This is a genomic window from Streptococcus caecimuris (assembly GCF_943193075.1).
Lineage (GTDB): Bacteria > Bacillota > Bacilli > Lactobacillales > Streptococcaceae > Streptococcus > Streptococcus caecimuris.
Window position 1 is genome coordinate 41,403 of record NZ_CALPCT010000012.1, and the last position, 12,479, is coordinate 53,881.

Sequence of the window (12,479 nt, forward strand, 5' to 3'; positions counted from 1 at the left end):
TAACACGATTCCCCAATGATTGCAAGGAATATGCTAAAACTGTGCTTCTACACGGTAAATGACCTGTCCTTTACTTGAGAACTTTTTCTCATATTCCGTCATGACATTCCCCTCAAAATCACTAGCATGAAGGTCTAGCCAGACACCCTTCAACGTCATACCATACTGTGAAAAGCTCACCAAACTGTATTCAAACAGACCTCGATTATCTGTTTTAAAGTGAATCTCCCCATGTTCTGGAAGAATTTGCTTGAAGGTATCCAAGAAGGTCTTGTATGTTAAACGACGCTTCTCATGACGTTTCTTAGGCCAAGGATCTGAAAAATTCAGATAGAGTTGATCAATTTCCCCATCTTCAAAATAGTTGGTCAAGCTATCTCCGTCTACCCAAAGCAATTTAATGTTAGGAAGATCAGCTTCTAAGACCTTATCTAAAGCATAACTCAAGACCGATTTTTGAATATCAATTCCGATGTAGTTGATCTCTGGATTGGCCTTGGCCATCCCAGTAATAAAGGCCCCTTTTCCGCTACCTACTTCGATATGAATAGGATGGTCATTCCCGAAAATCTCATGCCACTTTCCCTTGGCATCTTCTGGATTTAGGACCACATATTGCGGGTTCGCTTCTAATAATTCAGTCGCTCCCTTGCGATTTCTAACTCTCATATTTCCTTTCCATATTTCAACCGGAAATTGCGCAGAGCATAGATCTCGCGATTGACATTTTCTAAATCATTATTTTCATAGTATTTAGCAATTTGGCACAAGAAAGAGTATTGACCAAACCAATAGAGTTTATCAAATACTTTTTGATTGTACTTGTAGCCATAATAGCCTAACCAATCGCGCCAATTAGAATCTGGGATATAGTGACTCAAGATATGCGCCACATCCAACATCCGGTCTGTCAAACGAACAGAGTCCCAATCGACTAGATAAATCAAGCCGCTCTCTGTCTCAATCCAGTTACTATGACGGACATCCCCATGAACGATCGTCGCATAATCCTCCCGAAAGGCAGGCACTGTCTTACGTAAATTCTTTACGACTGATTGGATATAGTGGTTCTGACGTAGGGCAATTGGCAACCGATTGCTCCAAGAATTGAGCAGTTCTAATGGAGATTCCACAGGATAGCCAAGTTTTTTCAATTGGGTCATCAAAGGTCTAGAACGGTGCAATCTCGTTAAAATATTGACGACTTGTTTTTTCGACATCCCATTAGGCGTGAGAATTTCCCCATTCAACCATTCTTGGGCACTCATCACATTTCCATCTGGCAAACGTCGACTCCATAACAATTGAGGAGCAATCTGTTCTTTTGCTAGACCCGCAAGGATTGGGGTCGTATTCATTTTTACAAAAACGCGCCCACCATCTGGGTAGGTCCCCATGTAGGCCTTCCCACTCTTCCCAGGAATTGGGGTGAGGCTTAGCTCTTTTTCATTCGAGTCCATCTTTTCCTCCGTAAAAAGTTTCCAATCTATTTTACTAATTTTAACGATTTTCGTCAACCAAGCGCGCCATCTTAAATGGAAGATAGAGTAGGATTAAAGCAACTGTATAAGCCAATAAGCCTAACAACAGGACTTTATCTGAAATAAAGCCCAGGCCAATTCCCCCTTCTATCACCGTTATCATCCCCATGACCAGCTGAATCGTTTTGTTCAACCCTGCCTTTTTACTGCCCTTTTTCATCGGAAAAAGGAGGGTCAAGGGTTGGTAATCAAAAGCACTGTAAAGCCCCAGTAATTGAAAAATAACCAAGTAATTGAGCAAGGCTACAAGGGCAATCACTACGAGGGGTTGGGGAATAAAGATGATAGCGAGAAGGGAAAGAGCCAAGAGTCGGAGAGTCATAGAGAAAAGATCTCCATTCCGTAGGAAGGAGCGCATATATAAGTGAAGCCACGTATTGCCATGTGTTTTAGGAAGAAGCCCTAAGAAACCATCCAAGTAAGCTCTTCTTTTGACACTGTTGGTAATACCTTTTACCGTTGTAAACAAGGCAAAGAAACGAAGAATCAATTGTTTCCTTGCATTCTCACGAGCAATGGCTAAGGTCCAATTCAAATTTCCATCCTGGTAGAAGCGCGCTTCCTTCCAGCTAAAAACAGCCCCTTTAGCCACTCCTAAGACAAGGATATAAGCTACAATAGCAAGTTTATCCAGCCCCATTGCCAGAAGAAGAGGCACAAATAATAGAAGGACAAAACTTTGAATCAAAAACCAAAACACAAAAGACTTCTTGGCCTGCCCTTTGATATAACGTTTCACTTCCTCTTCCTTTACCAAAAGGAATAAAGCATCGGGCTTCTCTAAGTAGGTCGCAATAGAGCCTATCGGAACCAAGAGGAGCAAACCAATCATGAGACTCCAGCGGATCAGGCTTGTATCTTTGGGGAGATCTTGTAAGAATTGGCTGTATTGAACCGCCAAAAATCCTATGAAAATCAGCATAAAGAGGACGAAATGATCATTGAGAACATAGCGGCTATATTTTACACATTGAGTTCGAAACGTTTGTTGCCGTTTTTTCATCAACTCTTTCATGCTGTTTCCTCTTCTGTCAAGGTCATGTAGATATCATTTAGACTTGCTTTCTCATCCCCAAAAGTTGAACGCAACTCATCTAAGGTCCCTTGTGCTCGAATCTGCCCCTTATGGAGGATTACAAAACCATCACACATCTTTTCAGCCGAATCCAGAACGTGGGTACTCATCAAAATCGATTTTCCTTTTGCTTTCTCATCTGCCAATAACTGAATCAAATCTGCAATCGCAAGAGGATCCAATCCCAAAAAGGGTTCATCGACAATATAAAGACTTGGATCCACTGCATAGGCACAAATAATCATGACCTTTTGCTTCATCCCTTTTGAAAACTGGGTCGGGAACCAATCTAATTTTTCAGCCAAACGAAATCGTTCCAACAAAGGCTGGACGCGCACCATGACCTGATCCATGTCTAAATCATAGGCCATAGCTACGGTCTCGATATGCTCTCTCAGGGTTAATTCTTCATATAGGCTAGGGGTTTCTGGAATATAGCCAATTTTTTTACGATAGTCAGTTGGAGCTTCTTGAAGACTCAAGCCGTCAATCCGTACTTCCCCAGCATAAGGATGCAGGAGACCAATAATTTCATTAATCGTGGTTGACTTCCCAGCTCCATTTAGTCCAATCAAACCAATCAGTTGGCCATCCGGAACTGAAAAACTCACCTCTTTCAGGACAGGGATGTTGACATAGCCCCCTGTCAACTTGTTGATTTCTAACATATTTTCTCCGATTTCTGGTATAATGTTCTTATATTATAACAAAATTTAGTCTAAATGAGGTGTATTTATGGTTGACGATTGTATTTTTTGTAAGATTATAGCTGGCGACATTCCTTCCTCCAAAGTCTATGAGGACGAGGAAGTCCTCGCATTTTTGGACATCTCTCAGGTTACACCCGGTCATACGTTAGTGGTTCCAAAAAAACACGCTCGCAATCTCTTAGAGATGGACGAAACCGCCACAGCTCAACTATTTGCACGTGTCTCTAAAGTTGCTAAAAAAGTAGAAGCTGCTACCCAAGCTAAGGGAATGAATGTCATCAGCAACATGGAAGAAGTTTCTGGACAAACCGTTTTTCACACACATGTCCACATTATCCCTCGCTATTCCGATCAAGATGAGCTTGCCATTTCATTTACTGAACACGAGCCTAATTTTGAACAACTAGCAGTTCTTGCAGAAACCATCAAAAACAGTTAAAAAGGAGGCCATATGAAACTCAAAAATCTCTTTTGGTTTGCAACAGGAGCTAGCATTAGCTACCACTTAGTAAAAAACCGCAAAGAAATCAAAACAGAGGTGACTGAATCCAGCCAATTGATCAAGGGAATTCAAGATAACCTAGCAAAAATCCAACGCAATCTGGATATTATCCAAGACCAAAAGACCAATCTTCAAGAATTGGTAACGGATTTCCAATACAAGACCAAACTATTTCGTCAACAAGCAACAGCATCTCTAAAAGAAATTAAAGACATCTGGCAACCAAGTAAAAACGATTGAGAAAACTCAATCGTTTTTTTCTTATTCTGAAGGTACCGTAGGTGTCACACTGCTCGACTCTGTAGCTGCAGGAGCAACTGGTGTCACTGGTGCAACAGAACTTTGAGGCGTCACCACTCCCGTATCCTGGGTCGATGGTACAACTGGTAGTTGGTTAAACTCTTGGTAAACAGGTGCTTCCTCAGATGATGCCGCTGGCGTATCATTTTGAGAAGAAGCATTCTTCAACTCTTCATCTCCATCTAATAGGTAAGCATTGGTTTTCAATGTTTTGATTTCTTTTAGTCCCAAAGCTTTGCGGATGATATTTTGAATTTTCAAGAGATGTTTTGAAGTGACAATCTGATAACTTCCGCCATCTGCTAAGGTGGCATCTTCTCCTTTCAGCTGGTACTGATGAATCGTTGAAAGGGCATCTTTATATCCTAGCAATTGAAGAAGGCTATTACTGTCAAGCGCTATGTTGGTTTGCATATTGTCACTAACAGAATCAATGATTCCTTTGTAGTGACTCAAACTATTGAGGCTTAAAACTTTCTCAACAATCTTTTTGATCACTTCACGTTGGCGTTTTTGACGTCCGTAGTCTCCTTCTGGGTCTTGGTAGCGCATGCGTGAATAAACGAGAGCTTGGTCCCCATTAATCTCCTGACGTCCTGGTGCGATCTTAGCCGTATATTCTGGCTCATTTTCCTCGATCGAGATATCGAAGTCAAATGGATTGTTGACCGTGATGCCACCAACCTTATCCACTAATTGAACCAATCCCTTCATATTGATCATGACATAGCGGTCAATATGGATATTCAAAAGATCTTGAATGGTCTTAATGGCTAACTTGGCACCACCTTGAGCATAAGCCGAATTCAATTTTGCTTGGACCGTTTCGCCATCTGAAGTAATATTGGTTAGAATATCTCTTTCCAAGCTCGTCATGGTTGTTTCTTTTGTTTGAGGATTGACAGTCACCAAAATCATGGTATCACTATTTCCGGCCCAAGGATCTTCCCGAGAACCGCTACCTGTATCAACCCCCATCAAAAGGATGGTCATCGGCTTGTTTTCTGCAATGACATTGGTCTCATTTCCAAAGCCTTTATAGGTCTTACTGAGGGTCCCTGTCGTTTGATTGAGGATAGTGAGGCCATAGGCCCCGATCCCAATCACTGTTACCGTCAATAAGCTCAAAAACATCAAAATAATTTTTTTAACCATGTATACTCTCTCTAATCTATCAGTTTCCCCATAAGGTAAACATCTAAGAATTCTCCTTCAGCTGAACAAGCTCCACGAGCTTGACAACCTTCGATCTCAAAACCTAACTTTTTATACAGGTGAACTGCTCGTTCATTGCGCACTTGGACATTCAAGACTAGTTTGCGAAGAACACCGGTCGAGTGCGCCCACTCAATTCCTTCTTCCAACAAGATCTGTCCAAGTCCTTGATTCCAATAAGCTTTTTGAACCACAATAAAGACGTCACCAATATGCCGAATGGACCGTTGAAAAGCTGCAGTGATATTTAACAAAGCTGCCAGTTCCTGATCTAGAAATAGCAAGAGGCAAATCCGATTTTCCGCCATTTCTTGCACCATCAGAAATTGCTCCATGTCTGCTGGAGACATGCCAATTCCAGCTTCATCTAGCGTCATGTAATCTGACTCTTTCCCAACTTGATTTAAGAAATCAACGACAAGAGCCGCGTCTGCACTGTCAGCTTGCCGAATTTCTACTGTCACTTCCTTTTCCTTAGTCATCCGTTTTTTCCACCTGCTCAAAGGATGTCAGTAAAGCTTCTGCACGCGCTCCATGAGCTTCAAAAGCTAACTCTCGCCCATCTTCTAATTTTCGGATAAAAATTTTAAGATAAGCATCCGAGAGACTCGGCTCAATCAACTCTCCCCATTCAATAATGGTCGCACCATCTCCAAATAGAAAATCATCTAAATCAATAGAATCTGGATCATTCCCAATCCGGTAAACATCCAAATGGTATAAAGGCAAGCGACCTTCGTATTCACGAACAATGGTATAGGTCGGGCTTTTAATCATCTGATCAATCCCTAACCCCTTTGCAATTCCCTTGGTAAAGGTCGTTTTTCCTGCTCCTAGATCACCTGATAAGATAATCACGTCTTGCTTTTCTAAGAGTTTTCCTAGCTGTTTTCCTAGAGCGATCAGCTCCGTTTCATTGTGACTAATCATTTCTCTATTATACCAAACTTTTTAAAAATCTGCTCTTTCTTTTAGAAATTGTTCGACTCAGGTTTGCTTTTTAGATAGATAGACAAACTATTTTAAAGTAAAATAAGTTAAGTGATTCTGCAAAAAAAAATAAATTTGAGTTCCAATTTTTAAATCGATTTAAGAAAATACTGAAACTTTCCGCTGTGAGAAAAGTGCCTGAAACAATAACGTTTCAGGCACTCGGAATTATTGAGACCTTAGGCTCAATAATTAGTCATGGAACTTCAAAGAAGTTCGCTGACGTCCGTACTCACCTAAGGAATGTTTTTGGTATAACTTTGTCTTCAATCTGAAAGGAATGGGAGACAACTCCCATTCCTTTTTGGCACTTTTCTGATACTTAATTCAAGGCCATGCTAACGTAGTTTAAAATAAAGAGAACATCTAGGATCCAAATCATGCTGTGCACTTCTTTGGCTTCTCCTTTAACCACTTTCACCAAGCTATAGGTGATAAATCCAGCAGCGATCCCTTGTGTAATCGAGTAGCTGAAGCCCATAAAGATAGAGGTGAAGAAGGCAGGAACTGCTTCTGACATATCTTCCCAATGGATATTTTTCAAGCCACTCAACATCATGATCCCAACAACAATCAAAATTGGAGCTGTAGCAGCGGTCGGTACAATCGCCAACAAAGGACTAAAGAGACTTGAAATAGCAAAACAGATTGCCACAACCAAGGCTGTCAAACCAGTGCGTCCACCAGCTCCAATACCAGCTGCAGATTCAACATACGTCGTTACGTTTGAAGTTCCTGCAATAGCTCCGACTGAAGTCGCTACAAGGTCTGAATAGAGGGCCTTATCTAATTTCGCTGATTGATGGTTTTCCCCATTTGTCGCAACAATCCCAACTTTTTCACCCGTACCGATTAAAGTTCCAATTGTATCAAAAATATCCGTCAAGGAGAAGGCTAAGATTGCCATTAAGGTCTCAGGCAAACGAGACGTATTGGAAATCAACGAACCCAATCCTTTTGATCCCAAAGCTTGACCAAAGATCGTGCCTAAATCATTAAAGGCAGCTCCTAGATGATTACTTGCAAAGTCAATTTTAGTGATATCAACCACATGGATGAGAATTCCAAGTACAGTCGTTGCTAAGATAGAAAGGATAATCCCTCCCTTAATCCCTTTGACAACAAAGAAAATAGTAATCGCAAGACCAACAAGAGCCAAGAGGACAGCCGGATTGTTAAAATCAACCAATCCAGGAACAGCAGATGCATTGGCTGAGATCGTTGCATTCGCCTTATCTGCTCCTTCTCCGACCACTGTATAGGTATGAGGGTCAATCGTGAATTTCAAAAATCCCGCATTCTTAATTCCAACATAGGCCAAGAAAATCCCGATCCCCGCTGAAATAGCAGACCGAAGAGCTGTCGGAATCGATTCGATGATCATCTTCCGAACATTTGTCAATGTGATAATCAATGAAATCACTCCACAAATGAAGACCATCCCCAAAGCTTCCTGCCATGAGTAGCCCATACCAAATACAACGGTAAAGGTAAAGAAGGCATTCAAGCCCATCCCAGGTGCTTGTGCATAAGGTAAATTGGCATAAAAAGCCATCATCAAGGTCCCGACAACGGATCCAATAATCGTTGCAAGGAAAACTCCTTGAGCTGGCATACCTGTTTGTGACAACATTTGAGGGTTTACGAAGAGGATATAACTCATCGCAAAAAAGGTTGTCAAACCAGCAAGAACCTCTGTTCGAACAGTGGTTCCATGTTCTGAAAGTTTAAAAAACTTATCCATTTCAGAATAAACTCCTTTTTCATCATTCTCGCTCCCAATCAATTTGCGAACGTTATTTCTATTTTACCAAAAGATCTTTCGCCTTTCAAGAAATCCTACTTCTCTTCTCGATTTTTGAGCGCTTTTCCGATTTTTCTGATATAATGGTCTCATTCTTCTCGAAAGGAACTGAAATATGCATAAAAAGATGATCGCTCTAGATCTAGATGGTACCCTCTTAAATTCCGAAAGCAAATTGAGCGACTTTACCATTGATACGATTAAAAAAATTAGTGCTCTAGGACACAAAGTCATTATTACAACAGGCCGCCCCTATCGTATGGCACACACCTACTACAAACAACTAGAGCTAGATACTCCAATGATCAATTTTAACGGCTCCCTTACGCATCTCCCAGAGAAAAAATGGGCAGATGAACAATGTTTGACTTTAGATAAAAAATACCTGTTAGATATGGTCGCTAACCGAGACACCATCCAAGCGGACTTTATAGCAGGCGAATACCGCAATAAATTCTTTATTACCGATCCAAATGAGCACGTCGCAGATCCTAAATTATTCGGTATTGAGGCTTTCCAACCAGAAAATCAATTCAACCCCGAACGGGTAACGAGCGACCCAAACTGTATCCTCTTTCAAACGAAAGCGGAAGACAAATATGCTCTGGCAGATGAAATGAATCGGCATTATGACTACAATCTGTCTATCAATACTTGGGGTGGTCCCTTAAATATTCTGGAATGCAATCCAAAAAATGTGACCAAAGCATCTGCTCTGACCTACCTTCTAGATAAACTCAATATGGATCAGAAGGATTTGATTGCCTTTGGAGACGAGCACAACGATACCGACATGCTAGCTCTCGCTGGTCATGGATACGCCATGAAAAACGCGAGCTCTGTCCTACTTCCTTACGCGGATTCCGTCACAGATTTTACCAATAATGAGGACGGTGTCGCGCGCCAACTCATTCAATTATTCTTATAATAGGAACAGACATGAGCTATCCCTCATGTCTTTTTCTATCCTAAATACTTAATCGGTTAATCAATACCCTCCTATTTTTACATTTTTTTCATTGCCTTGCCATCTAGTTTGTGATATTATTAACATAGTTATTAAAGAAGCGCTTTCAAAAATGCTAAATCGCTTCTCGTTCACTTAAGGAGGAACAAAATGAAAGCTGTTGTTGTAAATCCAGAAGGTACTGGTGTTGAAATCGTTGCAAACAAAGACGTACGTCCACTTGAAACAGGGGAAGCTCTTGTTCAAATCGAATACTGTGGTGTCTGCCACACTGACTTGCACGTTGCTCACGGAGACTTCGGTAAAGTTCCAGGCCGTGTTCTTGGACACGAAGGAATCGGTATTGTTAAAGAAGTTGCTCCAGATGTTAAGAGCCTAAAAGTTGGGGATCGTGTCAGTGTTGCATGGTTCTTCGAAGGATGTGGAACTTGTGAATACTGTACAACTGGTCGTGAAACCCTTTGCCGTACTGTAAAAAATGCTGGCTACTCTGTTGATGGAGGAATGGCTGAACAATGTATCGTTACTGCAGATTACGCAGTGAAAGTACCGGAAGGATTAGATCCAGCCCAAGCTTCTTCTATTACGTGTGCAGGTGTTACCACTTACAAAGCCATCAAAGAAGCCAAAGCTGAACCAGGACAATGGATTGTTATCTATGGAGCTGGTGGACTTGGAAACTTGGCTGTTCAATATGCTAAGAAAGTCTTCAACGCACATGTCATCGCTGTCGATATCAACAATGATAAACTAGAATTGGCAAAAGAAGTTGGTGCAGACTTTGTCATCAACGGTCGCGAAGTTGAAGATGTCCCAGGATTGATCAAAGAAAAAACAAATGGTGGAGCTCACTCTGCTGTCGTAACAGCTGTTTCTAAAGTAGCTTTCAACCAAGCAGTAGATTCTGTTCGTGCAGGTGGTCGCGTGATCGCAGTTGGTCTTCCTTCTGAAATGATGGACCTCAGCATTGTGAAAACTGTATTAGATGGTATCCAAGTCATTGGTTCTCTTGTAGGAACTCGTAAAGACTTGGAAGAAGCCTTCCAATTTGGTGCAGAAGGCTTGGTAGTCCCTGTCGTTCAAAAACGTCCAGTAGAAGATGCTGTCAAAGTCTTTGACGAAATGGAAGCCGGAACCATTCAAGGACGTATGGTGCTTGACTTTACAAACTAAACTACTAAACCTACAGGACTAGCCCAGTTGGGCTGGTCTTTTTTTGAGTACTCTCAATCACTCTAATTTACAATTTGTTATATATTTATTTTTGTTTTTGGGAATATTGCTTGATTGTCGGAATTTTTTCATTAAGAAAAAAATCCTATAAAACATATCTATCATTGATTTTTTAAGCATCAACAAGTAATAAAAAAGATCTATCCAAAAACATTCTTTTTCTATCCAACTATAATTTAATATAATAAATTGATATTTTTACATCGAGATTTTGATAGAAAAATTGACTTAAGTGTGGAAACGATTTATAATAAAGTAGCTTAAAGTTTTCTTAAACTGAAAGTCAAACAAATTTTATAAGGAGGAATGTCAATAATGAGTATTGGTATCATTATTGCTAGCCACGGTGAATTTGCAGCTGGAATCCACCAATCCGGCTCGATGATCTTTGGGGATCAAGAGAAAGTTCAAGTGGTTACGTTCATGCCAAGCGAAGGCCCGGATGATCTCTATGCTAAATTTAATGCAGCTGTTGCCGCATTTGATGCAGAAGATGAAGTTTTGGTTTTGGCTGACCTTTGGAGTGGTTCTCCATTTAACCAAGCAAGTCGCGTCATGGGAGAAAATCCAGATCGTAAATTTGCGATCATCACAGGATTGAACCTTCCGATGTTGATTCAAGCTTATACAGAGCGTTTGATGGATGCAAATGCCGGCGTTGATAAAGTCGCTGCAAACATCATCAAGGAAGCTAAAGACGGTGTCAAAGCCCTTCCAGAAGAATTGAATCCTGTCGAAGAAGCTAGTTCAGCCGCTGCTGCTCCTGTAGCCCAAGCTGCGATTCCAGAAGGAACGGTTATCGGAGATGGAAAACTCAAGATTAACCTTGCCCGCTTAGATACACGTCTTCTTCATGGACAAGTCGCAACTGCTTGGACACCTGATTCAAAAGCCGATCGGATCATTGTTGCTTCAGATTCTGTTGCCAAAGATGAACTCCGTAAGGAATTGATCAAACAAGCGGCACCAAATGGTGTGAAAGCAAACGTTGTCCCAATTCAAAAATTGATCGACGTTGCAAAAGATCCACGTTTTGGAAATACCCATGCTTTGATCTTATTTGAAACACCCCAAGATGCTCTTCGCGCCATCGAAGGTGGTGTTCCGATTAAAACCTTGAACGTTGGTTCAATGGCCCACTCAACTGGTAAAACCATGGTGAACAATGTGTTGTCAATGGATAAAGATGACGTGGCTACATTTGAAAAAATGCGTGATCTTGGAGTAGAATTTGACGTCCGTAAAGTGCCAAATGACTCTAAGAAAGATTTGTTTGACTTAATTAACAAAGCTAACGTTCAATAATCGATTACTTACGAAAGGATTTTAAACATGTCTATTATTTCTATGGTATTAGTGGTCGTTGTTGCCTTCTTAGCAGGTCTTGAAGGTATCCTTGACCAATTCCAATTCCACCAACCCCTTGTTGCTTGTACCTTAATCGGTTTGGTAACAGGTAATTTGACTGCTGGCATTATGCTTGGTGGTTCACTTCAATTTATTGCACTTGGCTGGGCAAACATTGGTGCCGCAGTTGCACCCGATGCTGCCCTTGCATCTGTCGCTGCTGCCATCATCATGGTACTTGGGGGAGACTTCAGTACAAAAGGAATCGCTGTCGCTCAAGGTGTCGCTATTCCACTTGCAGTTGCTGGTCTTTTCTTGACCATGATCGTCCGTACCCTTTCCGTTGGTTTGGTTCACACTGCCGACGCTGCTGCTAGAAAAGGGGATATCAAAGGTGTAGAACGCGCTCACTTTGTGGCCCTTCTTCTTCAAGGTCTTCGTATCGCCATTCCTGCAGCCCTCTTGTTGATGATTCCTGCTGAAACTGTCAAAACTGCTCTTGAACAAATGCCAAAATGGCTCTCTGATGGAATGCAAATCGGTGGTGGTATGGTTGTAGCCGTTGGTTATGCCATGGTTATCAACATGATGGCGAGCCGTGAAGTATGGCCATTCTTTGCCATCGGTTTTGCTCTTGCAGCTGTTAGCCAATTGACCTTGATCGCCCTTGGAGCAATTGGTGTTGCCCTTGCCTTGATCTACCTTACTCTTTCTAAGAAAGGTGGCAATGGAGGTGGCGGAGCCGCTACTTCTAACGATCCAATTGGCGACATTCTCGAAGACTATTAAGAAAGG

14 protein-coding genes are annotated in these 12,479 nt (G+C 41.5%); 6 read left to right on the top strand and 8 right to left on the bottom strand.

The features are described from left to right. Window positions 1-33: 33 nt before the first annotated feature. From trmB to NFR56_RS06125, 4 genes are read right to left on the bottom strand one after another with little or no spacing between them, the layout of a single operon-like run. Window positions 34-669, bottom strand: a complete 636-nt coding sequence (gene trmB / locus NFR56_RS06110) for a tRNA (guanosine(46)-N7)-methyltransferase TrmB (protein ID WP_101771033.1) — start codon at window positions 667-669, stop codon at window positions 34-36. Further along, on the bottom strand, window positions 666-1,460 hold the full coding sequence (ccrZ, locus tag NFR56_RS06115) for a cell cycle regulator CcrZ (protein ID WP_003003852.1): 795 nt from the start codon (window positions 1,458-1,460) through the stop codon (window positions 666-668). Before ccrZ ends, trmB begins: the two co-directional genes overlap by 4 nt. Window positions 1,461-1,500: 40 nt before the next feature. Continuing rightward, entirely contained in the window at window positions 1,501-2,556 is a 1,056-nt protein-coding gene (locus NFR56_RS06120) for an ABC transporter permease (protein WP_118228685.1), read from the bottom strand. Then, window positions 2,553-3,284 (bottom strand): ABC transporter ATP-binding protein, encoded by a 732-nt coding sequence (locus tag NFR56_RS06125; RefSeq protein ID WP_118228684.1) that lies wholly within the window; start codon window positions 3,282-3,284, stop codon window positions 2,553-2,555. Before NFR56_RS06125 ends, NFR56_RS06120 begins: the two co-directional genes overlap by 4 nt. A gap of 67 nt (window positions 3,285-3,351) precedes the next feature. Between NFR56_RS06125 and NFR56_RS06130 the strand changes: the two genes are divergently transcribed. Beyond that, window positions 3,352-3,765: an HIT family protein gene (locus NFR56_RS06130; RefSeq protein ID WP_003010414.1), complete on the top strand. Its 414-nt coding sequence runs from the start codon at window positions 3,352-3,354 to the stop codon at window positions 3,763-3,765. A gap of 12 nt (window positions 3,766-3,777) precedes the next feature. Next, window positions 3,778-4,068 carry a hypothetical protein gene (locus tag NFR56_RS06135; RefSeq protein WP_251458170.1) on the top strand — a complete coding sequence of 97 codons (291 nt, stop codon included), beginning with the start codon at window positions 3,778-3,780 and terminating at the stop codon, window positions 4,066-4,068. A gap of 21 nt (window positions 4,069-4,089) precedes the next feature. On the opposite strand, the gene lytR is transcribed toward NFR56_RS06135, so the two are convergent. The 4 genes from lytR to NFR56_RS06155 all read right to left on the bottom strand — a co-directional run bounded on the left by lytR (window position 4,090) and on the right by NFR56_RS06155 (window position 8,077). Then, complete coding sequence (lytR, locus tag NFR56_RS06140; protein WP_251458172.1) at window positions 4,090-5,283, bottom strand: glycopolymer--peptidoglycan transferase LytR; 1,194 nt, start codon at window positions 5,281-5,283, stop codon at window positions 4,090-4,092. 11 nt (window positions 5,284-5,294) lie between these two features. Further along, entirely contained in the window at window positions 5,295-5,825 is a 531-nt protein-coding gene (locus NFR56_RS06145) for a GNAT family N-acetyltransferase (RefSeq protein WP_118228681.1), read from the bottom strand. Next, window positions 5,818-6,273, bottom strand: coding sequence for a tRNA (adenosine(37)-N6)-threonylcarbamoyltransferase complex ATPase subunit type 1 TsaE (tsaE, locus tag NFR56_RS06150; protein WP_003010422.1), 456 nt, complete (start codon window positions 6,271-6,273; stop codon window positions 5,818-5,820). Before tsaE ends, NFR56_RS06145 begins: the two co-directional genes overlap by 8 nt. 382 nt (window positions 6,274-6,655) lie before the next feature. Continuing rightward, a complete protein-coding gene (locus tag NFR56_RS06155; protein ID WP_049490983.1) occupies window positions 6,656-8,077 on the bottom strand; it encodes an NCS2 family permease in 1,422 nt (473 codons plus the stop codon). A gap of 175 nt (window positions 8,078-8,252) precedes the next feature. Between NFR56_RS06155 and NFR56_RS06160 the strand changes: the two genes are divergently transcribed. The 4 genes from NFR56_RS06160 to NFR56_RS06175 all read left to right on the top strand — a co-directional run bounded on the left by NFR56_RS06160 (window position 8,253) and on the right by NFR56_RS06175 (window position 12,473). Then, the gene (locus NFR56_RS06160) at window positions 8,253-9,065 is read left to right on the top strand and encodes a Cof-type HAD-IIB family hydrolase (RefSeq protein ID WP_003010425.1); all 813 of its coding nucleotides are present in this window, start codon (window positions 8,253-8,255) and stop codon (window positions 9,063-9,065) included. Window positions 9,066-9,254: 189 nt separating this feature from the next. Then, window positions 9,255-10,277 carry an alcohol dehydrogenase AdhP gene (adhP, locus tag NFR56_RS06165; RefSeq protein ID WP_049490985.1) on the top strand — a complete coding sequence of 341 codons (1,023 nt, stop codon included), beginning with the start codon at window positions 9,255-9,257 and terminating at the stop codon, window positions 10,275-10,277. Between the two features lie 375 nt (window positions 10,278-10,652). Continuing rightward, entirely contained in the window at window positions 10,653-11,642 is a 990-nt protein-coding gene (locus NFR56_RS06170) for a PTS sugar transporter subunit IIB (RefSeq protein WP_118096388.1), read from the top strand. Window positions 11,643-11,669: 27 nt separating this feature from the next. Continuing rightward, complete coding sequence (locus NFR56_RS06175; RefSeq protein WP_048789380.1) at window positions 11,670-12,473, top strand: PTS mannose/fructose/sorbose transporter subunit IIC; 804 nt, start codon at window positions 11,670-11,672, stop codon at window positions 12,471-12,473. Window positions 12,474-12,479: the final 6 nt, after the last annotated feature.